This window comes from Actinomadura litoris (assembly GCF_009733595.1).
In the GTDB taxonomy this organism is placed as follows: domain Bacteria; phylum Actinomycetota; class Actinomycetes; order Streptosporangiales; family Streptosporangiaceae; genus Spirillospora; species Spirillospora litoris.
Window position 1 is genome coordinate 341,249 of the sequence record NZ_WOFH01000011.1, and the last position, 23,853, is coordinate 365,101.

Annotated in this window: 23 protein-coding genes and 2 tRNA genes; 7 read left to right on the plus strand and 18 right to left on the minus strand. The window is 69.8% G+C overall.

Going from position 1 to position 23,853, the window contains the following annotated elements; all coding sequences use genetic code 11:
- Window positions 1–24: 24 nt before the first annotated feature.
- Entirely contained in the window at window positions 25–1,122 is a 1,098-nt protein-coding gene (locus GNZ18_RS29250; RefSeq protein ID WP_156219807.1) for an adenosine deaminase, read from the plus strand.
- Here GNZ18_RS29250 and GNZ18_RS29255 read toward each other — a convergent pair.
- The 15 genes from GNZ18_RS29255 to GNZ18_RS29325 form a co-directional block, all read right to left on the minus strand.
- Complete coding sequence (locus tag GNZ18_RS29255; RefSeq protein WP_156219808.1) at window positions 1,103–2,521, minus strand: MFS transporter; 1,419 nt, start codon at window positions 2,519–2,521, stop codon at window positions 1,103–1,105. The genes GNZ18_RS29250 and GNZ18_RS29255 overlap by 20 nt on opposite strands.
- An 84-nt stretch (window positions 2,522–2,605) precedes the next feature.
- Window positions 2,606–3,220, minus strand: coding sequence for a TetR/AcrR family transcriptional regulator (locus GNZ18_RS29260; protein WP_156219809.1), 615 nt, complete (start codon window positions 3,218–3,220; stop codon window positions 2,606–2,608).
- Window positions 3,221–3,260: 40 nt separating this feature from the next.
- Window positions 3,261–3,842 (minus strand): TMEM165/GDT1 family protein, encoded by a 582-nt coding sequence (locus GNZ18_RS29265; protein WP_312874811.1) that lies wholly within the window; start codon window positions 3,840–3,842, stop codon window positions 3,261–3,263.
- A gap of 271 nt (window positions 3,843–4,113) precedes the next feature.
- Window positions 4,114–5,181: a UDP-N-acetylmuramate dehydrogenase gene (locus tag GNZ18_RS29270; protein ID WP_312874812.1), complete on the minus strand. Its 1,068-nt coding sequence runs from the start codon at window positions 5,179–5,181 to the stop codon at window positions 4,114–4,116.
- A gap of 46 nt (window positions 5,182–5,227) precedes the next feature.
- Window positions 5,228–5,653: a MaoC family dehydratase gene (locus GNZ18_RS29275; RefSeq protein ID WP_156219810.1), complete on the minus strand. Its 426-nt coding sequence runs from the start codon at window positions 5,651–5,653 to the stop codon at window positions 5,228–5,230.
- Window positions 5,653–6,090: a MaoC family dehydratase N-terminal domain-containing protein gene (locus GNZ18_RS29280; RefSeq protein ID WP_156219811.1), complete on the minus strand. Its 438-nt coding sequence runs from the start codon at window positions 6,088–6,090 to the stop codon at window positions 5,653–5,655. The genes GNZ18_RS29275 and GNZ18_RS29280 overlap by 1 nt, the downstream gene beginning before the upstream one ends.
- A 269-nt stretch (window positions 6,091–6,359) precedes the next feature.
- Complete coding sequence (gene rpmG, locus GNZ18_RS29285) at window positions 6,360–6,524, minus strand: 50S ribosomal protein L33 (protein ID WP_026404241.1); 165 nt, start codon at window positions 6,522–6,524, stop codon at window positions 6,360–6,362.
- A 117-nt stretch (window positions 6,525–6,641) separates the two neighbouring features.
- Window positions 6,642–6,715, minus strand: a tRNA-Met gene (locus tag GNZ18_RS29290).
- 297 nt (window positions 6,716–7,012) lie between these two features.
- Window positions 7,013–7,085, minus strand: a tRNA-Thr gene (locus GNZ18_RS29295).
- Between the two features lie 80 nt (window positions 7,086–7,165).
- The gene (locus tag GNZ18_RS29300) at window positions 7,166–8,293 is read right to left on the minus strand and encodes an acyl-CoA dehydrogenase family protein (RefSeq protein WP_156219812.1); all 1,128 of its coding nucleotides are present in this window, start codon (window positions 8,291–8,293) and stop codon (window positions 7,166–7,168) included.
- Between the two features lies 1 nt (window position 8,294).
- A complete protein-coding gene (locus tag GNZ18_RS29305) occupies window positions 8,295–9,029 on the minus strand; it encodes a PP2C family serine/threonine-protein phosphatase (protein ID WP_312874813.1) in 735 nt (244 codons plus the stop codon).
- Between the two features lie 370 nt (window positions 9,030–9,399).
- Window positions 9,400–10,050, minus strand: a complete 651-nt coding sequence (locus tag GNZ18_RS29310; protein ID WP_156219813.1) for a DUF805 domain-containing protein — start codon at window positions 10,048–10,050, stop codon at window positions 9,400–9,402.
- Between the two features lie 73 nt (window positions 10,051–10,123).
- Window positions 10,124–11,152, minus strand: coding sequence for a TolB family protein (locus GNZ18_RS29315; RefSeq protein ID WP_156219814.1), 1,029 nt, complete (start codon window positions 11,150–11,152; stop codon window positions 10,124–10,126).
- Window positions 11,149–12,375: an MFS transporter gene (locus tag GNZ18_RS29320; RefSeq protein WP_156219815.1), complete on the minus strand. Its 1,227-nt coding sequence runs from the start codon at window positions 12,373–12,375 to the stop codon at window positions 11,149–11,151. Before GNZ18_RS29320 ends, GNZ18_RS29315 begins: the two co-directional genes overlap by 4 nt.
- 27 nt (window positions 12,376–12,402) lie before the next feature.
- Entirely contained in the window at window positions 12,403–14,847 is a 2,445-nt protein-coding gene (locus tag GNZ18_RS29325) for a N,N-dimethylformamidase beta subunit family domain-containing protein (RefSeq protein WP_156219816.1), read from the minus strand.
- 450 nt (window positions 14,848–15,297) lie between these two features.
- Between GNZ18_RS29325 and GNZ18_RS29330 the strand changes: the two genes are divergently transcribed.
- Window positions 15,298–15,999 carry a hypothetical protein gene (locus GNZ18_RS29330; protein WP_156219817.1) on the plus strand — a complete coding sequence of 234 codons (702 nt, stop codon included), beginning with the start codon at window positions 15,298–15,300 and terminating at the stop codon, window positions 15,997–15,999.
- A gap of 308 nt (window positions 16,000–16,307) precedes the next feature.
- Here the strand turns inward: GNZ18_RS29330 and GNZ18_RS29335 are convergent, their stop codons facing one another.
- Window positions 16,308–16,631 carry a hypothetical protein gene (locus GNZ18_RS29335; RefSeq protein ID WP_216651472.1) on the minus strand — a complete coding sequence of 108 codons (324 nt, stop codon included), beginning with the start codon at window positions 16,629–16,631 and terminating at the stop codon, window positions 16,308–16,310.
- Window positions 16,632–17,486: 855 nt separating this feature from the next.
- Between GNZ18_RS29335 and GNZ18_RS29340 the strand changes: the two genes are divergently transcribed.
- The 4 genes from GNZ18_RS29340 to GNZ18_RS29355 all read left to right on the plus strand — a co-directional run bounded on the left by GNZ18_RS29340 (window position 17,487) and on the right by GNZ18_RS29355 (window position 21,083).
- Window positions 17,487–17,930, plus strand: a complete 444-nt coding sequence (locus GNZ18_RS29340; RefSeq protein ID WP_156219818.1) for an Hsp20/alpha crystallin family protein — start codon at window positions 17,487–17,489, stop codon at window positions 17,928–17,930.
- 181 nt (window positions 17,931–18,111) lie between these two features.
- Entirely contained in the window at window positions 18,112–18,447 is a 336-nt protein-coding gene (locus GNZ18_RS29345) for a MerR family transcriptional regulator (protein ID WP_312874814.1), read from the plus strand.
- A 230-nt stretch (window positions 18,448–18,677) separates the two neighbouring features.
- Window positions 18,678–19,406: a DUF899 domain-containing protein gene (locus GNZ18_RS29350; RefSeq protein WP_312874815.1), complete on the plus strand. Its 729-nt coding sequence runs from the start codon at window positions 18,678–18,680 to the stop codon at window positions 19,404–19,406.
- A gap of 1,488 nt (window positions 19,407–20,894) precedes the next feature.
- On the plus strand, window positions 20,895–21,083 hold the full coding sequence (locus GNZ18_RS29355) for a hypothetical protein (RefSeq protein WP_156219820.1): 189 nt from the start codon (window positions 20,895–20,897) through the stop codon (window positions 21,081–21,083).
- A 70-nt stretch (window positions 21,084–21,153) separates the two neighbouring features.
- Here the strand turns inward: GNZ18_RS29355 and GNZ18_RS29360 are convergent, their stop codons facing one another.
- Complete coding sequence (locus GNZ18_RS29360; RefSeq protein ID WP_156219821.1) at window positions 21,154–21,813, minus strand: YdcF family protein; 660 nt, start codon at window positions 21,811–21,813, stop codon at window positions 21,154–21,156.
- A gap of 11 nt (window positions 21,814–21,824) precedes the next feature.
- Entirely contained in the window at window positions 21,825–22,592 is a 768-nt protein-coding gene (locus GNZ18_RS29365; protein WP_156219897.1) for a GntR family transcriptional regulator, read from the minus strand.
- 509 nt (window positions 22,593–23,101) lie between these two features.
- Here GNZ18_RS29365 and GNZ18_RS29370 point away from each other — a divergent pair.
- Window positions 23,102–23,419: a hypothetical protein gene (locus tag GNZ18_RS29370; RefSeq protein WP_156219822.1), complete on the plus strand. Its 318-nt coding sequence runs from the start codon at window positions 23,102–23,104 to the stop codon at window positions 23,417–23,419.
- Window positions 23,420–23,853: the final 434 nt, after the last annotated feature.

Genomic DNA, 23,853 nt, shown 5'->3' on the forward strand with positions numbered 1-23,853 from the left:
GATGTGATCCGGCAACATACGTCCATGGAGGCCCCTACCGTGTCACCCCACCCGGCCCGGCCGCGTTCCGCGCCGGACCGCCGCGAGGACGCCGCCGTCGCGTCCCGCCCCGCCCGCCCGGACGTGGCCCTGCTCCCCAAGGCGCATCTGCACCTGCACTTCACCGGGTCCATGCGGCACTCCACGCTCGTGGAGCTGGCCGCCACGCATGGCGTGGTGCTTCCGGACGCGCTCGTGGAGGACTGGCCGCCGCGCCTGCGCGCCACCGACGAGCGCGGCTGGTTCCGGTTCCAGCGCCTGTACGACATCGCGCGGTCCGTGCTGCGGACGCCGGACGACCTGCGGCGGCTGCTGCGCGAGACCGCCGAGGACGAGGCGGCGGAGGGCTCGGGCTGGCTGGAGATCCAGGTGGACCCGAGCGGGTACGCGGCGCGCTTCGGCGGCCTGACCCCGACCGTCGAGCTGGTGCTGGACGCGGCGCGCGGCGCGTCGGAGGCGACCGGCGTCGGCATCGGCGTGGTGATCGCGGCGAACCGGACGAAGCACCCGCTGGACGCCAAGACGCTCGCGCGGCTCGCCGTCCGGTACGCGGGCCGGGGCGTGGTCGGGTTCGGGCTGTCCAACGACGAGCGGCGCGGCCGGGCCTACGACTTCGAGGGCGCGTTCCGGATCGCCAAGCGCGGCGGGCTGCTGTCGGCACCGCACGGCGGTGAGCTGCTCGGCCCGGCCAGCGTCCGGGAGTGCCTGGAGAACCTGGACGCCGACCGGCTCGGCCACGGCGTCCGCGCGGTGGAGGACCCGAGGCTGCTGGAGCGGATCGTCGAACGCGGGGTGACCCTGGAGGTCTGCCCCGCGTCCAACGTGAGCCTCGGTGTGGCGGCGACGGCGGCGGACGTCCCGGTCCGCCGCCTGTACGAGGCGGGCGCGTCGATCGCGCTGGGCGCCGACGATCCGCTGCTGTTCGGCTCGCGGCTGGCCCGACAGTACGACCTCGTCCGCGGCGAGCACGGCTTCACCGACGCGGAACTGGCCGATCTGGCGCGTCAGTCGGTCCGCGCGTCGGCGGCCCCGGACGACGTCCGCGCCCGCCTGCTGTCCGGCATCACCGCCTGGCTTTCGTAGGCGCGGGCGCGGGGGCGGAGACCGCCTCGCCCTGGACGGGGAGGTGCGCGGGGATCGCGAGCGTGGCGAGCGCCGCGGCGGCGATCAGCCCGGCGGCGATCCACAGGGCGGGCAGCAGCCCGTCGGTGAACGCCTGCGGGCTCGTGAAGCCGCCTCGCGCGGAGAAGACCGCGCCGAGCACGGCGATGCCGAACACCGTCCCGAGCTGCCGGGCGGCGTTGCTCACCCCGGACGCGACGCCCGCCATCTCCGGCGGCGCGAAGCCGAGGGCGGAGCGGGCGGCGGGCGGGAAGAACAGGCCCATGCCGGTCCCGGCGAGGACGAACGCGGGCACCAGCGCGCCGTAGGTGACGTCCGGCGAGATGACAGACGCGAGCCAGGCGAGCCCTGCCGCCTGCGAGGCCAGCGCCAGCGTGAGGACGGCGCGGACGCCGAGCCGGGCGATGAGCGGCGCGGTGAGCGGCGCGACGAGGATCGGCATCGCGGTCCACGGCAGGGTCCTGATCCCGGTCTCCAGCGGGCTCATGTGGTTCACGCCCTGGAGGAACTGGACGAGCAGGAACGTCGCCCCGAACATCCCGGCCCCCATCGCCAGCATCACGGCGTTGACGACGGCGAACCCGCGGGCGCGGAACAGCCGCATCGGCAGCATCGGTTCGCGGGCGCGCAGCTCGTAGCCGACGAACGCGGCGAGCAGCACGGCGCCGAGGACGATCGAGCCGAGCACCTGGCCGCTCGTCCAGCCGTGCTCGTTGCCCCGGACCAGGCCGAGGACGACGCCGAGCAGGCCGCCGGTGACCAGCAGGGTGCCCGGCGCGTCCAGCCGGCGGGCGGCGCCGCGGCTCTCGGTGAGGAACCCGGGCGCGAGCGCGAGCAGCACCGCCCCGACGGGGACGTTGATCCAGAAGATCCACTGCCAGGCGGCGTACTCGGTGATCGCGCCGCCGAGCACGGGCCCGAGCGCCACGCCGAGCCCGCTCATCGTGCTCCAGGCGGCGATCGCGACGCCCCGGCGGGCCGGGGGGACGGCGGCGGCGAGCAGCGTCAGCGTGAGCGGCAGCACGACCGCCCCGCCCGCGCCCTGGACGGCGCGCGCGGCGATCAGCGTCCCGATGCCGGGGGCGAGCGCGGCCCCGGCGGAGGCGAGGGTGAAGACCGCGAGGCCGCCGATGAACAGGCGGCGGCGCCCGTAGCGGTCGGCGATGGCGGACGCGGGCAGGAGCAGGACGGCGAAGGTGAGGGTGTAGGCGTTGACCGTCCACTCCAGCCCTTCGAGGCCGGTGTCGAGGTCCACCCGGATCTCGGGCAGGGCGTTGGTGACGATCAGGTTGTCGAGGGCGACCATGAACAGCGCGATGCCGGTGATGACGAACGTCCGGATCGGATGCGGCTTCTGCATTTAGTTATCACTCACTAACTTAGCCGGGCAAAAAAACGCGCGCCCTGGGCGGTGCCCACGCGCACGCGAGAGGGACGGATGCGGTCAGGGCTCCCCGGGCCTCCTCGGTTCGGCCTGCCCGATCGGCCAGTCGGCGAGGTGCTCGACGCCCCGCAGCCGCTCCGACCAGTCGCGCACCGAGCCGGCGAACGCCTCACCGGAGGTGTAGGGGACGTCGAACAGGGTGAGCACGTTCGCCAGCAGGCCGACGGCGACGAACCGCAGCACCTCCTCCGGTTCCCCGCCGGACAGCTCGGTGATCAGCCGCCACAGCCGCGCCCACCGGACGTGGCCGAGCCTGCTGACCTCCTCGTCGTGGACGGCGGCCGCGTAGAGCTTGAGCTGGAACCGCAGCAGCACGGGCCGCTCGCTGAGCGTCCAGCGGTAGGCGGTGGACATCGCCCGCAGCGCCTCCACGCCGTAGAGCCCTCCGGCGGCGTCCCGCATCATGGCCTCGATGTCGTCGAAGCAGCGTTCGGCGGCGGCGAGGAACAGGGCCCGCTTGGTCGGGAACAACCGGAACAGGTACGGCTGGGACACCCCGACCCGCTCGGCGATCACCGCGGTGGACGTGCCGTTGTAGCCGGTCTGGCCGAACTCGACCAGCGCGGCCTCGATCGCCATCTCCCGGCGCTCCTCGGCGCTCATCCGCGGACCCATGCGACGTAAGTTAGTACTCAATCACTAACTTGGTCAACGGCTACGCGGTGATGCCCTCGACCAGCAGCAGCACGCCGAAGATCGCGAACCCGGCCGCCGCGCCGTACTTGATGACCCGCTCGGGCAGCCGCCTGCCCAGCATCTGCCCGACGATGATCGCGAGCCCGTCGGCGGCGACCATGCCGATCGTCGAGCCCGCCCAGACGCCGGTCAGCGCGAGCAGGCCGCCGTGGTCGGCGGCGAGCGTCACGGTCGCGAGCATCGTCTTGTCGCCGAGTTCGGCCAGGAAGAACGCCACGCCGACGGCCAGGATCGCCGAACCCGTCGCGTGCTTGGCCTTGTCGCGCTCCTCGTCGTCGAGTTCGTCGCCGCGCAGCGTCCACAGCGCGAACCCGATGAAGGCGAGCCCGGCGAGGATCGAGATCGGCCCGGTGGGGAGTGCCGCGCCGAGCGCCGCGCCCAGGGCGACGCTCGCCAGGTGGACGAGCGCCGTCGCCGCCGTGATCCCTACCAGGACGGGCAGCGCGCGGAAGCGGGTGGCGAAGGTCATGGCCATGAGCTGGCTCTTGTCGCCGAGTTCGGCGACGAAGATCACGGCCAGGCTGATGATGAAGGCGTACACGGATCCCTCTCGCTCGGATGCCGGGCGGAGGGCGGGAGCTTTCACGGGCACACGACCTCGGCCCGGCATGACTGCCGGACCGAAGGTCTCGTCCGCCTCGGCGGCCGGGCGCGGCGCGCGCGGCCCGAGGCCCGCGTGACCGGGCACCGCGGGTGGCGCCAGTATGTCGATCACGCGATTGGGACTACTCCCCCTCGACGCCGCTCACCTTACCAAGCGGTCTCAGAGGAACACGCCCGCGCGGAGGGACCCCGGCTCAGAGGGGCCCGGCTCAGAGGGTAACGCCGACGAGGACGGGCTCGTTGACCAGCTCCACCCCGAACGCGGCGCGCACGCCCTCGCGGACCTCGCGGGCCAGCGCGAGCAGGTCGCGCGTCCCGCCGTCGCCCGGGTTGGTGAGCGCGAGCGTGTGCTTGGTGGAGATCCGCGCCGGGCCGAGCGCGTGGCCCTTGGTGAAGCCCGCGCGGTCGATCAGCCAGGCGGCGGACGTCTTGACCCTGCCGCCGGCCTCGGGGTAGCGGGGGAACTCCGCGTCCGGGCCGAGCCGTTCGGCGACCCGGCGCTCCAGGTCGGCGAGCTGGACCGCGTCGAGCACGGGGTTGGTGAAGAACGATCCGGCGCTGCGGGTGTCGGGGTCGGCCGCGTCCAGGACCATGCCCTTGCCGCGCCGCAGTTCGAGGACGGCGTCGCGCGCCTCCTTCAGCGTCACCCGCTCCCCCGGCCGCACGCCGAGGCGCCTGGCCAGCTCGGCGTAGGCCACGGGCTGCGACTCCTCGGCCTCGCGCAGCGCGTACGTCACGTCCAGGACGACGTAGCGGTCATCGCCCTTGAACACGCTGTGCCGGTAGGTGAAGCGGCACGCGTCGCGGTCGAGGGCCACGATCGCGCCGGACCGCCGGTCGTAGGCGCGGACCTCCACGATCGTCTCGCCGACGTCCTGCCCGTAGGCGCCGACGTTTTGGATGGGGGTCGCGCCGACGCGTCCGGGGATGCCCGACAGGCACTCGACCCCGGCGAGGCCGTCGGCCACGCAGCGGGCGACGAACGGGTCCCAGTCCTCCCCGGCCTGGACGCGGACGAGGACCGTGTCGCCCTCGCCCGGCCGGCAGTCGGTGCCGCGCGTCCCGACGCGGACGACCGTCCCGGGGAAGCCGTCGTCGGACACCACCAGGTTGCTGCCGCCGCCGAGCACGAGCACGTCCTGGCCCGCCTCGTCGGCCTCGCGGACGGCGGCGACGAGCTCCGCCTCCGTCGTCGCCTCGACGAAGCGGCGCGCGGGGCCGCCCAGCCGCAGCGTGGTGTACCCGGCCAGGTTCACCTCTTCAGCGAACACCGCCACGTCGTCTTCCCCTCCCGTACGTCCCGGCCGCGCCTCGGGCGCTCGTTCAGGCGAGCCGGACGGTGGCCTTCGCGCGCGTGAGGACCTTCTGGCCTTCCGACCGCGCGGTGAGCGCCACGACGACGGTGTTGTCGTCGAGCTTCCTCTCGACCTTGCCGCTGATCTCCAGCGTCGCGCCGCCCTCGTCGGGCACCACGACCGGCGAGGAGAACCGTACCCCGTAGTCGAGGACGGCGCCCGGGTCGCCCGCCCAGTCGGAGACGAACCGTCCGCCCTGGGCCATCGTGTACATGCCGTGCGCGATGACGTCCGGCAGCCCGACCGACCTCGCCGTGCTCTCGCGCCAGTGGATCGGGTTGAAGTCGCCGGACGCGCCCGCGTACATGACGAGGTTCGCCCGGTCGACCGCGAACGTCCGCGCGGGGATCTCGGTGCCGACCTCGACGTCGTCGTACTTCACGGTGGCGGTCATCAGGCCCCCCGTTCCACGAGCGTGTTGTGGCAGGTGCAGACCGGCTCGCCCTCGACGGTCGCGATCTCGGTCCGCACGGTCATGCTCTCGTGGCTGCCGACCGACTTGATCTCGGTGATGGTGGACGTGCAGGTGACGACGTCCCCGGCACGCAGCGGCCGGACGTAGGCGAAGCTCTGCCCGCTGTGCACGACCATCGCGAAGTTCAGGCCGAGCTCGGGGTCGGCGAGCCCGGGGGTGTAGAGCGACATCACGATCGGGAAGGTCGGCGGCGCGATGACGTCGGGGTATCCGGCCGCCTTGGCCGCCTCCCGGTCGCGGAAGACCGGGTTCGGGTCGCCGATCGCGTCCGCGAACTCACTGATCTTCACCCTGCCGACCTCGTACGGCTCACCGGGCGGAAAAACCCGCCCGACGAAGTCGCGGTTCAGTGCCATGCGGTCCGTCCCTCCGGTCGTTCCACGCCTCGCGCCTCCCCTGCCGCCGCGCCGCCCCGTCCGCCCGCGCGTTCCCGGACGGGACCGTAACAGAACAACGCTCAGCCCGCCCTCGCGGGTCGTCTCGGCGAGGACGGGCTGATCACGTCAGGGCAAGCTTGCGAAGAAGCCACCCCACTGCGGGCCTGGGGCCTGCTTGGTCAGCAGGACTCCCCGTGTGGACGGTACGGCCTGCCCTGCGGGGCAGTATTTCGCCGTCCTGGCCTCGGCTAGCGGGTTTCCCGGTGCGGACGGTGGGTCCGGCAGTTGGGGCAGTACTTCTTGATCTCAAGGCGGTCCGGGTCGTTGCGCCGGTTCTTCCGCGTGATGTAGTTGCGGTGCTTGCACTCCTGGCAGGCCAGCGTGATCTTCGGCCGGACGTCGGTGGCAGCCACGATGGAGTGCCTTTCTGGGCTAGGGACATGGACTACGTACCTCGGCCGCCCCTGCGGGCGGCCGGCGATTCGAACCCAGCCTGCTCACCCCCGGGTGGAGGTGAGAGACATGGGTAGTAGCGAGGGCCGGACTTGAACCGGCGACACAGCGATTATGAGCCGCTTGCTCTGCCTGACTGAGCTACCCCGCCGCGATGGTCGGTGTGGACCGGATTGCAAGGATACCGGATGCCCACCGAGCCCTGGAAACGAGAAAACCCCGCGCCATGATCGGGGAATCGTTCCGCGGGCTCCCGGGAGCGTCGCCCAGGCTACCGGCAGTGGCCGATGACCTGCGAAACGTCCTACTGGAACCGGTGGGACGGTACCACAGGGCCCCGTATGGAGCGAATCAGGCACCCGGTGCCCGTGATCGCCGGGGCCCGCGCGGGCCCCGGAACGACGAAGGCCGCCGTCCGCTGGTTCCGGATGGCGGCCGAGGTGCCGTGAGCCCCTTTACGGAATCGAACCGTAGACCTTCTCCTTACCATGGAGACGCTCTGCCGACTGAGCTAAAGGGGCCTGCGCCGTTCGCGCAGTGAAACCATACAGGGTTCCCGGCCCGGTTGCGAAATCGTTTGGAGGGTCTTCGTCGTGCCTGCTCAGCGCAGCAGGTGACGGGCGATGACGAGCTGCTGGATCTGGCTGGTGCCCTCGAAGATGCGGAAGAGGCGCACGTCCCGGTAGAGGCGCTCGACGGCGACCCCGCGCATGTAGCCCATGCCGCCGAACACCTGCACGGCGCGGTCGGCGACGCGTCCGGCCATCTCGGAGCAGAAGTACTTCGCGCAGGACGGCCCGAGCCCCGTGTCCTCTCCCGCGTCGTAGGCGCGCGCCGCCTCCAGCACCATCGAACGCCCGGCATAGAGTTCGGCTTGGGAGTCCGCGATGAGCCCTTGGACCAGCTGGTGTTCCCCGATCGGCTTTCCGCCCTGGACGCGTTCCCTGGCGTAGGCGACGGTCTCGTCCAGGAGCCTTTGGGCGAGGCCCACGCAGACGGCGGAGATGCTCAACCGGCCGTGGGCGAGGGACGCCATGGCGGTGCGGAACCCGGTGCCCTCCGTCCCGACCATGGACGAGGCGGGGACGCGGACGCCGTCCAGGAGCACCTCGGCGGTGTGGGCGCCGCGCTGGCCCATCTTCGCGTCGGCGGGCCCGACGTGAAGGCCGGCCGCGTCCCGCTCGACGAGGAAGGTGGAGATGCCGCGGCCGCCGGGGCCGCCCGTCCGGGCGAAGACCATGAACACGTCGGCCTCGGGCGCGTTGGTGATGAACCGCTTGGCGCCGTCGATCACGTAGCCGTCGCCGTCCCGCCGCGCGGCGGTGGTCAGCGCGCCCGGGTCGGAGCCCGCCCCGGCCTCGGTGAGCGCGAAGGCCCCGACGGCCTCGCCGGAGGCCAGGCGCGGCAGCCAGGCGTCCTTCTGCGCGTCGGTCCCGGCCCGGACGAGGACCTGCCCGGCGATGCCGTTGCCGGTGCCGAACATCGAGCGGAACGCGGGGCTCGCGTAGCCGAGTTCGAACACCAGCCGCACCTCCTCGCCCACCGAGAGGCCGAGCCCGCCGTAGCGTTCGGGCAGCGCGTACCCGAACAGGCCCATGTCGCGGGCGGCCCGCCGGATGGGCTCGGGGATCGCGTCGGTCTCCTCGATCTCGTCCTCGCTCGGGACGACCCGGTCGCGCACGAAGGCGCGGACGGTCGCGAGCACGTCGGCGAAGTCCCGTGCGTCCATGTCAGAAGCGGACGAGGACGGCGGTGGCGTCGTCGTAGCGTTTGCCCCCGGGCCGGACGTCCGCCCGCGCCTCCGCGACCCGCGTGCGCCTGACCAGCTCGCGGGGGCCCTCCTCGTCGAGGACGTCGATCAGCTCGTCCCAGCCGAGGGCGTCGAACCGCTCCACCAGACGGGACGCGCCGTCGCTGAGGACCGCCGCGCGCGTCAGCCCCCGCACCGGCACCTCCCCGGTCAGCCCCTCGTACGCGGCCTCGGGACGGGTGCTCGCGACCCAGAACCCGCCGGGGCTGTTCCTGGACCGGCGCACCGACTCCGGCGTGTAGCTCGGCAGCCGGTCGACCCGGTCGTCGCGGAACACGCGGATCCCGCCGCCGTCCACCACGATCGGCGAGTCGGCGAGGACGTACCAGTCCACGACCTGGTCCCGCCGCCGCAGCAGCGACACGGTCGCCGAGGGGCTGTCGGGGTTCTCCAGGTCGCAGGTCGCGGTGTGCGCCTCGCCGGTCACCTTGATCGCCTCGGCCACCAGGTCGGGCAGCGGCTCGCCGCCCTCCAGCGCCAGCCGCGCCGCGATCTGCCCGCCGACCCGCCGCACGAGCCACGCCGGGTCGTGCCGGCATCCGCTGTCCACCCCGTCCGGTTCGGTCGCGCCGTCCAGCAGCACGACCCAGCCGGGACCCGCCGCGACGAAGTCCTCGTTCGGCCGTCCGGGCGCCGCCTCACTCACATAGCTCACCTGCACATCCCCAGGTTTACCCGCAATCCGGCGGACCGGTGGGCGCCGCGGTGATCAGTCGGTGAAGATCAGGGCGGCGTGCCGCACCCGCCGCCGGGTGGTCGGGATCGGCCGTCCGGCGACGCCGCGCCGATCCCGAACGATCCATTTCGATGCCGAAATCGGTTTCTCAGCGCAATTCAGGGTGCTTGTTTGCGGTCGCCCCGTCACAGCTTGTTCCGGTCGCTCGATCCCTTTCCAACGACTCCGAAGCGGTCGCGACGGCGCGTTCACCTATCCGACCGAGCAGATAGGCGCGTCGCCCGGCGTCCAGCGGATGGAGACCGCACCGGTAACCGCCTATGCCGAACGCCGCGCCATCCGTCGGCGCCTAGACGGCCCCTTCGGGCGGGTCGGAAACCGTGTGCGCGGCGGGCCCGAGGGGCGGCGGGTTCGTCAGCCGGACGAGGTCGTCGGTTCCGCCTTCGTCGAGCACTTCCAGAAGGCGCTGCCGGAACGCCTGGTCCCCCATCACCTCGCGTCGCAGCGACAGCCAGGTCAGATCGTCATCGGTTTTCTTGCCCGCCTCGCCCGCGTACACCACGGCGAGTGCGGCGTAGCCGACCGCGACGTAGATATCCCCGTACTTGTCGACCTGGCGGGCGAGTCTGCGGTGCACGTTCGCCTGCGCGGCGGCGTCGTCCGGCGGGCCGTACCCGTTGTGGCCGGGCGTGCTCGGCAGGCAGGTGAAGACCAGGACCACGAACGCGCCGATGTAGGGCACGAGGGCCAATAAGAGCCACCATCCCGAACGGTCGGTGTCATGGAGCCTCCGCACGGATACGCCGAGGCTCGGCACGAGGCTCAGAAGGATCCAGATCAGCGGAGTGAAAAGCGAGGCGACCGTGAACGCGAGCGTGTAGGCGACGGCAAGGATGACCATCGAGAAGAGGTAGAACCACCAGTACTCCGAACGCGAGGCCCTGCCGCTCCAGTCGAAGGACCGGACAAAGGTGCGTTCGACCGATGTTCTCATGTCCATGCGTCGCCCTCCGTCGCTCGCTTTCGCAGGCACCGTACGCGCCGCCGACCGGTACCCCTCCCTTTTCCGTGGGTCAGCGCTGGGAGTGGGACTTGGCCGGGGAACGGACGGTCGGCGAATCCGCGTCCGGAATGAGCAGCCGGGGCGCGCCGCCCTTCAAGGCGACGACCCAGACGTCGGCGTTGCGCCCGCCCGCGCCGCCCTTGGGCACCCCGTACATGACGTGGCCGTCGTCGAGCCACGCCGCCTGGTCGTCCACGCTGCGGGTCTCGGCGAGCGGCGTCTCGACGCCGGAGGCCAGGTCGAGGACGTGGAAGCGCCAGACGTCGTTGTTGAGGCCGGTCCGCTTCTTGTAGGCGAGGCGCCGGCCGTCCGGGGAGAGGGACGGGCACTCGACGTTGTCGCGCAGCGCGGTGAGCGTGCGCCGCCGGATATCGCCCTCGACCAGGTACCTGCGGTTCTGGGTGGCGACGGTCGCGAAGAACCGGTCGCCGCCGGGGACGAACGTCACGCCCCACACGTTGCGGTCGGCGTTGTCGTTGCGCTGCCCGTTCAGCAGGAACGTGAAGTCCTCGATATTGCCGACCGGCTCGCCGTCGACGCGTCCGATGACGGTCTCGGTGGAGAAGCCGTCGGAGATGTAGGAGTGCCCGGTCACGAAGGCGGTCGTGGCGTAGTAGCGGCCGTCCTCGGAGAACCTCGCGCGGCTCGGAATCCCGTTGAGCCGCGTCTCCTTGCCGGGCCGCAGCCGCTCGTCCAGCAGCGTTACCGCGAAGAGCTGGATCGGGTTGCGCGTCTGCCGCAGGCACAGGCCCCCGGCGGGCGCGGCGGCCGCCCGCTCGCACCGGGCCGGCAGGACGACGCGCTCCCGCCCCGCGTCACCGGCCGGGACCACGGCGATGTGGCCGAACTCGGGCCCGGCCCGCAGCGACCGGAACACGAGCTGCCGCCCGCCGGGCAGTCCCCCGCCGCCGCCCTCGCCGGACGCGCCCGCGCGCAGCACCGACACGGTGACCCAGCTCGCGGCGACGGCGACGACGACGATCGTCAGCACCAACATGATCTTGCCGTCCCTGGACCGGCGCCGGTCGGGCTGGGTCATCGGGCCTCCGTCCGCTGGTCGCGGGCTCGTGTGATCATCGGTACGGCGGTGAGCAGCGCGACCGCGAGCACGGCCGCGAAGGTCCACACGGCGGTGGCGCCCTCGGCGGCCGTCCAGACCGCGCCGAACGCCACCGCGCCGAGCGCGCGCCCGCCCGCGACCGCCGCCTGGACGACGGAGATCCCCGTCGCCGTCAGCTCGGCGGGCAGCAGCGGCGCGGCGGCGGCGGGCAGTACGCCGTCGGTCGCCGCGTAATAGGCGCCGAGGAACATGAGGCACAATCCCGCCCCGGCGGCCCCGGCGGTAAGGATCGCGCTGAGATATGCGCACAGCAGCAGGCCGTATCCGGCGGTGAAGACGCGGTTCCTGCCATAGCGGTCGGACACCCGTCCGAGCGGCACCGCCAACGCCAGATAGACCAGGCTCGTGCAGACGAACAGCAGCGGAAACCAGCGCGTGGTGACGGACTCGTTACGCAGCAGGACGAGATAAAGGAAACCGTCGCCGATCGTCGCCACGGAAAGCACGGCCGCCGCGCAGAGCAGACGCCGGAATCCGGTGATGCGCAGCAGCGCCGCGACGTCCCGAAGCGAGACGCCGCCCTCGGTCTCGGCCCGATGCTCCGGCACATGGTGGACGAACAGCAGCACCCCGAGAACGGCGGCGCAGCACGACACGACGAACACCATGTCGAAATCCCCCGGCGCGAGCGCGAGCAGACCGAAGGCGACGACGGGCCCGAGAAGGGCGCCCGTCGCGTCCAGCGCCCGGTGCACGCCGAAATACCTGCCGAGCCGGTCCCGCGGGCCCGCCGTGGCGATCAGCACATCGCGCGGCGCGGTCCGCAGCCCCTTGCCCGCGCGGTCCATGCCCACGGCCGCCGAAAGCGTTCCCGCGCCGCCCACGGGAAGCAGCAGCAGTTTGGCGGCCGCGCCGATGGCATAACCCGAACCCGCCACGAGTTTCGGACGGCGCAACCGGTCGGCGAAGAAGCCGCCGAGCAGCCGCACCAGAACGGTCGCGCCCTGGTAGAGGCCGTCCAGCATCCCGTACGCGAGCGGCGTGAGCCCGAGCACCAGCGTCGCGTATATCGGCAGGACGGCCGTCACCATCTCGGTCGAGACATCGGTGATCAGGCTCACCATGCCCAGGACCACGACGACCCTGGGCACCCGCGACCTGATCCCCGTGCCGCGCGGGATACCGCGCACCGATACGTACATGGAGCCTCCGGAGAGCGGCGGACGGGATCAGTCGGTGCCCGGGAGCGGCTTGCCGGAGGCGAAGGCGTTCAGGACGTTCCCGGTCATGGTCGCGATGTCGTTGTCGTACTTGTTGTAGAAGAGGCTTCCGGCCCAGGAGATGGAACTGGCGGAGAAGACCGCGCCCCCATGCGGGTACTGGGTCAGCGCGACGTCGCCGCGAACGAGCCAGTTGACGGTGCCGCCCTCCATGAGATTGGCGGTGTTGTTCTCCTCCTTCACGAACAGGTACTCGTCGCCGAAGCCGGTCCCCGAGGCCAGGACGATCGTGTTGTCGGCCGTGCCCAGCGCGTACTCGGCGCGGTCGAGCTCCTCGCCCATCGGCCCGCCCGGGCTTTGCAGCGATGTGAAGTCGCCGATCTGGCCGGTCGCCTTGACGCCGTTGAAGACCCAGTCGGCCTTCGGATCGTGGCTCTGCGGCGAGCGGTCCAGGGGACGGCTGTACATGCCGGTCCCCATTCGGGACCCGAAGCCCTGCGCGGTGAAACCGACGCCGACGAGCTGCTGCGGGGGCCGTCCGCGGAACCGCCACAGGCCGCCGTATTCGCCGGTCGTGTTGTGGTAATGCTCGCCGGGAGCGCCCTGCCACGCCTCGGTTCCGTCGTGGCGGCGCAACTCGGTGTAGGTGCCGGTGCGGTCCATCGGCGTCACCCAGTAGAAGCCGTTGCCGCCGAGGTACATGAGCCGCCCGCCGTCGTTGAGCCAGCCCTGGAGGGAGTCGAGCATGGTCTCCGACGTGTATTCCGGGTGGCTGCCGGTGATGACGACGTCATAGCCGTCGAGCAGCTTTCTGCCCTGCTTGTGCAGGTCGTGGTCGGTGATGTAGTCGACCTTGCGACCGGTGGACTCCAGCCAGTCGGTGATATGCGTGTCCGCCTCGAACTGCCAGGGCCGCCCCTCGCCCTTGCGCCCGGTGGACATCGGCCGCAGGTTGACGATGGGCCGCAGCCCCGACGAATAGACGACGCCGCTCCCGTCGGTGTGATGGGAGTACTGGCTCAAGCCGCTCACGAAGTCGCCGCTCAGGCCGTAAGCGAGGTAGCTGAACGTCGGAACCAACAGAGCGATCTTCGATGTGGGCTTCTTGGGACGCACCACGAACGTCGCGTGGTAGATCTTCCCGTCCGCCTCCAGTTTGGCCGCGTAGATACCGCTGCGCGCGTCGTCCGGTACCCGCCAGGTGAAATCGGGCTCCCAGGCGGAATCGCCGAGGTCGTCGTCGTGGAAGTACATCGCGCCGTACTGCTCGGGCGCCCGCGTGAAGTTCTGCTCGTCCGCCTTCCAGTTGTGCCCGGTGACCGCGCGGACCGGCAGGTTGACCACGCGCCCGTTCAGATGGTTGCCCGAGGTGTCGACGGCCCGGTCGGTGTCCATCTTCTGGGAGAAGTCGAAGTCGGCCACGGCGCTTCTCGCGGGGCCGCCCCGCTGGAGGGCGCCGATCTCCTTCTCGTCCAGCGCCCGGTCGAACACCCGCGGCGCGTCGATCTTGCCGTTGTAGAAACCGGCCGGCTTCTTCTGCCCGCCCTGATAGGCGGCGACCAGCAGCGGACCGGAGGCGTTCTTCAGCCCCCGGGCGTCAATCGTCTTGGTGACGACGGCATCGGAATTGTTGGGATGCCCGCTCAGCGGCCTCTGGTAGAGCCGCACCTTTCCCGTCCTGGCGTCGTAGGAGACGGCCGCGAAGTACCAGCCGGAGGAGTTCACGTGCTGCGGCCGGACGACACCGCCCGGCTCGACGCCCCGCAGCGCCGGAGCCCACGGCTTGAGCCTGACCCCGGTGCTCACCGCGTGCACCCGTCCCGACCGGTCGGTCAGCCGCAGGCCCAGCCCGCCGTCCCGGTCGACGACCATGCCGTAACCGGCCTGCTCCGCGTCCGACCACTTGGTCACGATGCCCTGCACCGCACCCGTCCCGACCGGCGTCCGCTGGTAGGCGACGGGGTTGAGCTTGGAGCCCGGCACGGTCGTCGGCGCGATCCACGCCGTGAGCGTGAAACTCCCGTCCAACCGCAGGCTGTCGTCGTCGGGGACGCTCACATACGAGCCCAGCGGAAGCGTCTGGTACTTGCCCGGGTACTCCTTGTTGGCGTCGGACGCGACGACCTGCTCCTTGATCCCCGGCCCGCGCGGATCCGCGTCCCCGTGCACCACCCGCACCATCGTCGCCTTGAACGCCGGGCTCTTCGTGCTCACGCTGATCTTCACGGACTGCCCGGGCTCGACGCTCAGCCGGTCCGGATATCCGCTGATCCCGAGCCCGTCCAACGCCTCCTGCGGCGTCCGCGGGTCGACGGGCAGCGGGGGCGGCTCGACCTTCGGGGTCTCCGGCCGCGTCGCCGCGACCACCCCCGCCGAGAGGGGTCCGGACCCACCCACCACGGCGATGAACGTCGTGACCGCCAGGGCCGTCCCCAGCCGTCTGCGTGCGATCACTGGACCACCTCTCTGCCGGCCCCCAACACGGCCACACAGGAACGGCGTCCCACCCCGCAGGACGTGCGCCGTCTCCGGACGACGCCTCCATTTCAAATTAGAACGACCTGGGGCAACTGCCTAGAGAGTTCACTACCGGACATCTGACCGCATCCGGCCCCAGACAGGAACACCGGCCCCAGCCGCCCACGAAGACGATCTTCAACCGACCGCGGCGACCGAAGATCGAATTCTCCATTCCGGACCGTCCACGCCATTTTCGCATATTTCTTACGACCAATGATCAGAGGAAAGACAAACTCGCTTGACAGCAGGTCAAAGCACGGTTCATTGTGCGGTGGAGACCAAGCGTGAGGAAGCGGGCGACCGCGTGGCCCGCGACCGCTGCTCGCCACGGGGGTGGCCATGCTCAGAATTCACTTCACCAGCGACGATCTGTCAAGGATCCACGTGGCCCCGGGCCCGGACGCCTTGTGGGAATTGCTCCTCAGCCTGTACCGCTTACGCCGTCCCGAAGGCAAGGACGTATTCGGCCCGTGGAAACGCGCGATACGTCCCAGGGTCCCGGCCTCGGCGCGCCTGCTGACCGACCTGATCCCTCCGGCGGGCTACGCCCCCGACTTCCTCACCCCCGCCACCCAGACCGGCACACTGGACGCGGGCCTGGAAGCGTTACGCAGCACGCCGAGCACCCGCCTGGCGGCTGACCTGTCCGAACTCGCCGCCCGCCACCCCGGGCGCCCCACCCCGGGCTGGACCCGCGCCCTGGCCGCCGGCCGCCCCGAGATCGTCGGGCAGATAGCGGGCACCGCCGCCACCTACTTCACCACCTGCCTCGACCCCTACTGGCCCCGCATCCGCGAACTGATCGACCGCGACCGCGCACAACTGAACAGGCAGATCACCGACGGCATCGACCACGATTTCCTCACCACCGTCCACCCGTCGGCCCGCTGGAGCTTCCCCGTCCTGGAAATGGACTACCCCGACGACCACGACATAGCCCTGGACGGCCGCGGCCTGGTCCTCCAACCGTCCTACTTCTGCTGGGGAACCCCGATCACCCTTCTAGACCCGACGCTCCCACCGGTGCTGGTCTACCCCATCAACCACAAAACCCCCTTGGCCGTCTCCCAGAACAACCCGGCCTAAAAACAATGGGCCTCGCCACCCACGAAACCGCTACGAGCGATCCCAGTCGCGGACGATCTCAAGGACCAACCGGATCAGCGACACCGTGCCTCCAAGAACCAACGCAGGCCGGTTCCGCTCTGGACACATAGGCCAGCTCCTCTCTCCAGTACGAGCGCCATCTCGAAGCCCCCCGCAAGGCACCGCACCGCTCACCGAAGATCAGCAACCGCCAAGCTCTCCGCCCACGAAACCCGCACAACCCACCCCCACCCCCGACTCCGCCGGCCCACCCTCACCCCGGCAGGGGGGCGGCAGGCGCAAGCGCCCTACTCCGCATCCCGGATATCGGAGATCAGCTTGCTGCCGACATCACTCTGCACAGCCAGCCGGGTATGCCCCACGTCGTCCCCGTTCTCCCAGGTCAAAGTGATAACAGTGAACAGGAGCCCGACACCGGTCTCGTGGTAGCGCACCTCCCAGTCAATGGGACTGTCCGGGGTGCGCAGAACCCCGTCGGCCCGGTTGGCCTCCTCCCACTCGGCAAGCCTCCGCTGAAGCCCTTCGGTGAGGTAGTAGGCGCGCAACCGCTCCGCCAGATCGTCCATGCGATCCAGCCGCGCGTCGATGTAAGCCCCATAGAAGTCAGCCACCCGGTCCATGGACGAATCCGGACTACCGCTCCGAATCACCCTGTCCTTCATGGCACCGGCCACCACCCACACCCCTCCAGTCGCACCCGAACACAACGACCTCACCCTGTCACCGCCCAATCACACCCCGCTATACACAAAGAGTGACACCCCCACTACTCTCCAGCAACCCTCACCAGACGCCCGGAAGCCCCCACCTGAACCACAAACCCCTTACCGGCACCACCCATCACCAGCGCGATCCCATCGGCCGCACCTACCGGGCCGCAGGCAACGACTGCTTTAAGGGCTAGGGGCAACGTAGGTACGGAGAAGGTGAGCGCTGACGCGGGAACCTGTTACCCCGACCACGACCGGGGTGGAGTCTCACGTCATGTCACGACGGTTACCCGGTGAGCGGGGTGCACGCGCCGGGCCAGCCGGGTGGCAGCCGCGCGTCGGCTCCCCGCACAGGCCCCGGCCGTCGACAAAGCCCGGCTCCGCGAACTCGCGGCCGACCCGCCACGGCCCTCTGCATGCCGATCACTCCTGGAAACGACCAGGCCCTCGACCGACGCACCCCCCATACCTACAACCACAGGATCAGCTAAGCCACCCTGCCCGAGGGTGCCGACGAAGCTCGCCGAGCAAACCACGCTCATCGACTTGACCAGCCCACTCAGCTGCGACACCCCTGCCTTAGCCTTCTGAACTGCAAAGAAGCTCCAACCCGACCTCAGAGCGGCACGGGAAGCTCGAACCAGCACTTGACAACCAGCCGGGCACCATACCTATAGTTTGAGTTGCAGGGTTTCTCTCAGCAGAGGCACAGTCCCGGGGCGGAGGCTCCCGGGGATCTTCGGAGGTGAGCGAAAGATGCTGCTGACGTCGATCGACCCGTTCGTCCAGGAGTTCGAGCGTCAGTTCGACCGTGCGATCCGGCAGGTCGGCCTGAACGGCCGCACCGAGAGCGCGGGCACCATGCCGGTGGACGGGATCCGCCGCGCCGACGACGTCGTCCTGCGGTTCGACCTGCCCGGGGTCGACCCCGGCTCAATCGAGGTCACGGTGGACCGCGGCGTACTGACGGTCAGTGCGCGGCGCGAGGAGGAGTTCGGCGAGGACGACCGCGTCTTCGTCCGCGAGCGCACGATGGGAGCCTTCACCCGCCGCGTGTACCTCTCGGAGCACCTCGACGCCGAGGCGATCGAGGCCGCCTACAACAACGGCGTCCTGGCCGTCCGCATCCCGGTCCTGGAACAGGCCAAGCCCCGCAAGATCACCGTCCAGGCCGGCGGACAGAAGGCCCTCAGCAACTGACCTCGGAGCGGCGAACAGTACAGCGAGGACGCGGCCCCGCGCCGGCGCGAGCGGTATCCAATGTCATACCGCAGCCCCGGCTGCGGGGCCGCTGCCTCACAACCCCATCCAAGCCGCGAACCTCGACCGCCGAGCCGACCCCTTTCCATCCCCGCCGAACCACAAGAAAGGAGGACGGACGGTGAAACTTCCCATGGACGACGAGTACGCCGCCCTGTTCACCGTCGGGCAGGTCGCCGACATGCTGCAGGTGCAACACGCGTTCCTGCGACGCATCGACGCGCAACAGGTCGTCTCCCCCCAGCGCTCGAACGGCGGGCAGCGCCGCTACAGCCGCGCCGAGATCGGTCGCATCCAGGAGGTCGTCACCATGATGGACCAGGGCATGTCCCTGCCCGCCATCCGGCGCATCTTCGAACTCCAGCATGAGCTCCAAGAGATCACCCGCGAACGCGACGAACTCGCCCGCCGCCTAGCCGACCACAATCGAACAGCACAGCGCCCCGACCCCACCTAACCCGCACCACCAAGCGGAACCACAGCGACATGTAGCCCGATGCAGTGGACGCCGACGCAGCCCCAGTGACCGCGTGGCGGAAACCCGGCTCCCTCCCGTCCCAGGGCCTACTTCGGGCCCGTCCAACCGCCCATACGACCTCGATGGGAAATACCGGCGCCCGCCGATGACTTCTGCGGCCCTCCCTGGTCAACACATCAGAGCAGACCCGTCCGAGCCCGGGAGGAACCGTGACCGACCAGACCGCCAACGCCCTACCCCCGATCGTCGACCGGCAGACCTGGCAGGCCGCGCTCGACGACCTGCGTGTGCGGGAGAAGGCCGCCACCCGTGAACTCGACGCCATCGCTGCGCAGCGCCGCAGGCTGCCGATGGTCGAGCTCCCGGACTACACGCTGATCGGCCCGGACGGTCCGATCCGCCTGGTCGACGTATTCGACGGGCGCTCCCAACTCATCGTCTACAACCACATGTGGACCGATGGCGCGGAGTGGCAGTGCGGCGGCTGCACAGGACTGACGTCGCAGTACGTTCGCCTGGACCTTCTCAACAACTACGACGCCCGCTTCGTCATCGTCACCAACGGGTCCATCGAAGAAGCGCTGGCCTACAAGGCCAAAGTGGGCAACACAATGGAGTGGTACTCGTCGTCGCAGAGCTCGTTCGGCGCCGACGTGGACGCGCCCCCAGGCGGGGGCTTTGCGGTGAACGTATTCCTCCGCAACGGCGACAAGGTCTACCGCACCTGGCACACCGCCGGCCGCGGCACCGAACAGCTCAGCTACACCTTCGCGTTGGTGGACATCCTGCCGTGGGGCCGCCAGGAAGAGTGGCAGGACTCACCCGACGGCTGGCCGAAATCGCCCGCCTATTCCAAGTGGCTCGACTCTCCCGACGTAGCCCGGCTCTACGGCCCGGACAGAGACCCCGGCACGAAGCCCGCGCCCGCTGGTTCCTAACGAGGTACCCGCAGAGTCGAGACAACCGGCGGCACGAGGGCGTTCGCTCGCCTGCTCGGCATCGGCTGTAGAACGGCAGCGGACCCGCCCGGCTGTCGCCGGGCCTTCGGGGTGGACCCCGTGCCCCCAGCGTGCCCGCGAAGGCGGAGAACCACGGGGAACCACAGGGCCTCCCGACAAGAACAGCGAAACAGCCCCTCACCTGTGTCACGCCTGGTGAGGGGCTGTATTGCGTGGTGTGGCGGGTGCAGGGTTCGAACCTGCGTAGGCTAAGCCGACGGATTTACAGCCCGCCATGGATCTCGGCGACACTCCCCCGCTGACCTGCACTTGAGGCGGTTTCAGCCATCCCACCCTGCCAGGGCATTCCGCGTATATTCCGGATCTTGGACTCGACCTTCTGATCCGTAGATTCCCAAACGATCACTGCCCCGTCCGAACCCGTCCGCACGCAAGGCCGATGACCTGCGCCCTGTCCAAATCCGTTCACGCCGATCCAAGATCATCCGGCCTTCGCGGCTCCCACAGTGGCTCCCAGGTAGCCACGGGTCCGTAACCTCCCCGCGCGGCTAACCCGCCTTCGTCAGCTCATCACTGGAACTAGGGGTGGTAGTCGCGCGTCCCATCATCGAGTTGCCTTCAACGAGGGGGTGGAACGGTTTGGCTCGGCGCGACCGTACTAAGCGGCTTACCGCCGCGAGCATCGCGGCGTTGGCAGCAGTGCTGGCCACACTGGCCGGCTACGTGGACGATCTCTACTCACGAGCTGTGCTTATGGCGCTTGTCGGCGTCACCGCTGGTGGCGCTGCGCTTCCCCTGGCCTCCCCCAAAAAAAGAGCTGTAACAGGACTCCCATAGTGATCGTCAGACCGCACACGCTCTCCCCTGCCCAGCTTCCGGGTGCCTCCGATCCGGCACCGCACCACGCTGGAGCAGGGCCAGCGGGAAGTTGACGTGCGCGCACTGTCATCGCTCGCCCCTTCCTCGCTCTAGTGCGCACCGCGACGGACGAGCGGACCGGTCCGGAGGGTGCATTCGCGCGAACGGCGAGAACCCCGTGACAGACCGTTTCGCGCGAATGTGCCCTCCGGGTCGCGGGGGTCCAGGGGGCTGCGAAGCCCCCTGGTTCGAGCTCGATCAACCAAACCCCTAGGGCGACCGTACGAGCGGACGAGGCTCAACCACGGACGGCGGCCTGGTGCTCGTCGGCGAACGGTCTCAATGCCGCTGCGGCGACTCGTCCAGGCGGCGGCGCGGCCACGCGGGGACCGGTCAGCCGACGAGCAGGCCCGGCCACGCGTCGATGCGCGGCCGGGCGCGTGGCGCCGGGGACCGGCGCCCACGCCGCACGCCCCGGCGCCGCTGGCGCCGGGCCGCGCAAACGGCGCGAGCGGCGCCGCCCCTTGATCTCAAACAGCCCAATTCGGCAATGATCAGGGGCTGCATGCCGCGCGCTGACTGTTGCAGGCGGCGACTACGCTGAGCAGCATGAGAGAACCTCAGCCGGGGCGACGGTACGCGGATACCACGCTGCTTGAGAGTGCGCTCGATCTGTACATGGAGACGGTTAGGGAGGGGCACACCGTCCCCTTGACCAAGGACGGCGAACTCGTAGCGGTGATCGTCTCGCCTGAGGTGGCGGAAGCAGGGTTGCGCGCGTTGGGGCGCGAATCTTGATGCAGGCTGACCCGAGCATGTAGGCCCGAACCCCTGAAGGTGGTTCGGGCCTCGTTCCCGTCGGAGCGGGTTATCGAACGAGCCTGCTGGTGAAGCCCGCCTTGACCAAGCGGCGGTAGGCCGCTCCGACTTCGGGCGGCATGTCCTGGGGGATGGCGAATCCCTGTGCGGGGTAGATCAAGATGCGTTGGGTGTCGCCTACCAGCATGTTGATAACGCGGTCCACGTCGCCGATGCTCACGATGTATTCGTCCAACGGGAGCGGTCGCGACGCGCAAATGATCTCAAGGGCTGGCCACAGCTTCTTGGCGGTGGAGTAGGCGCGGCGCTGCTGGTAGGGCCGAGAGATCAGGGTTGCTGAGCTGACTTCGATGCCGTGGTCGGCGAGTAGCTTCCGGGTGAACTCGATGTTCTGGCCGGTGTTGGTGGCCTTGGGCTCGACCAGGATCGCCTCGTCGGGAACGCCGAGTTCGATGGCGTGCAGCCGGTAGTGGACGGCTTCGCCGCGGGGGAATCGTTCGATCGTCGTCGGTGCGTTGGCGCCGGTGAAGACGATGCGGGGGAACATGCCCTCGTGGTAGAGCTCCGCTGTGAAGGTGGCGACGCCGAGGTCATGGCTACCGAGTCCGATGGCGATGTCGGTAGGCCGGATGGTGTGGTGCATGTCGTGGTAGTCCCAAAGGGTTTCCACGTCGGCGCGGTAGGCGTCGGGCAACGTCACCTCGGGCATGGACTCGTTCCTCAATCGGGGATCTTGAACGTGTACGACCACGAGAACCGAGACGCCGCGTGTACGCCTCGGGCGAACTCCACGATGCGCCCCTCGCTCGTGAGCGTCTGGCGCTGGAGCACCACCACGGGTTCTCCAGCTGGCAACTGGAGGAGATCAATCTCCTCCCGCGTGGGCATACGGGCGTGGAAGCTCTCCGTCATGGAGTCAGGTTCCAGACCTTGCATGGTGAGGACTGCGAACCCTCCGCCTCGGCCGGCGGGGCCTGGGGTCGGGTCAACAAGCGGGGTTCCTTCGACGTCTTCCGGCCTGTAGTAGCTGGTGAGCGTGTGAGTCGGCGTGTCGCCTTCCTTCACCAAGCGGGCGCGCTCGTAGACCGGCGCCCCTTCCTCCAGATCAAGGGCGGTGGCGACTTCGGCGTCGGCCTCCACCATGCGAACTTGCTGGGTCTGGTCTGTCGGCTTCCAGTCGCGGCCCGAAGCCTCACGGTCTGCGGCGAACGCCACCAGGCCGCCGAACTTCCACTTGCTCTTGGCGTACCGATCGATGCCCAGCCGCTTCATGGGCGGCCGTAGTCGGACCACCGTTCCGCGTCGGCGGACCGGTGTGACGAGCCCCTCCGCTTCGAGCACCCGGACCGCCTGACGGACGGTCTTGATGTTGACCTGGTGCTCTTGGGCGATCTCGTCCTGCTTGGGCAACGTGCTACCCGGTGGGTACTGGCCCTGGCGTATGGCGTTCCGGAGGACGTCGGCCAACTCCCGATAGCCCATGCCCATGCCCTGCCTCCTCCTGTCGAGGGTCAACGGTAGCGGTACCTCTCAGCACGTCCACCCGATAGATAGAGCTAGCTCTATTGACCCGTCAAGAGTTTGGGTCTCTAATAGAGCTACCTCTAATCTAGCAAGGGGGTTCGGTGAGTAACGAGGGCAACGCCCAAACGTGTGCGGCGTGCAACGGGCGTGGTTGGTACTGGGTGTCGCCCCTGGCCGCCCTGCTGACCATGGGGCGCGGCTCCGGGCATGAGCCGAAGCGGCGGCGAGAGCCCTGCTCCGCGTGCCGTAAGGGTGACCGGGCCGGGGTGGCGTAACCCAAAGAGCTGCGGGACTGGCGGCGGGGTGTGGGCGGTCGTGTTCGGTCGACTCCCCCGCGTCGGCCTGGGCGGCGGAAACGGCTGTTCCCCCCGCCGCTGGTCCCGCGTCCATGGAGGTGAACGGGCGTGGGTGGATCGATCTGTCGCGAGTGCGATGGGGCCTGGCTTGGGGCGACTCGCGCTCTGGTCGGCCTGATGGAAGAACGCGACTTTTGCACCGTGGTCACGGGACAGGGCGTCGTGGTCGTCTGGAATCCGGCTGCGGAACCTGACTACTACCCCGAGTCGCCGGATGGTCCCGGTGAGCTGCGAGGTCCCGCGCTGTGGCAGGAGGTGCGGACGGGGCGCCGGGCCGCTGGGGATCTGTGGTGGTTCTGGGTCTGGGCGGGAGCGGACGGAGAGCTTCCGGAGCTGGAGCCGCTGTGCCCAATGGAGGAAGTCGAGACGGCGGCCAATCGGCTGGCGGTCGTCCTGGCGGTGCCGTTTGCTGAGGCGTCACCCGGGATCGCGTGATGGGCTATTCCTGGGAGTTCAACGTCTCGGGGGATGGGACTTGGGGGCCAACTGCTTCTAGGCCCGGTGACGCGCGGCAGGCGGCGCCGGGTCTTGAGGGGGATTTCGGGACGCACGTGGTTTGGCATGGGGAGCACACCGGTACGTGGTGGGCGCTGGTGTGGTTGGAGCGGGGGCCTCGTCTGCTGGAGGCTGCCAGTGCCGAGGAACTCCAGGAAGCGCTGAAGCAGGCGGCCACCTGGCCGTGGCCTGGGGTGGGAAACCGCCGGTTGGGGCCCTAGTGGGGGTGTGACAACGCGGGGAGCTGCATGGTTTGCTGGTGCTCTCGTGTTGTCGAGTGGTTGGCAGGCTGTGATGGTGGATGACTCCATGTACGCCCCCAAGTACGTCCGGATCATGGAGACGCTCCGCGCCCGGATCAAGGACGGGACCTA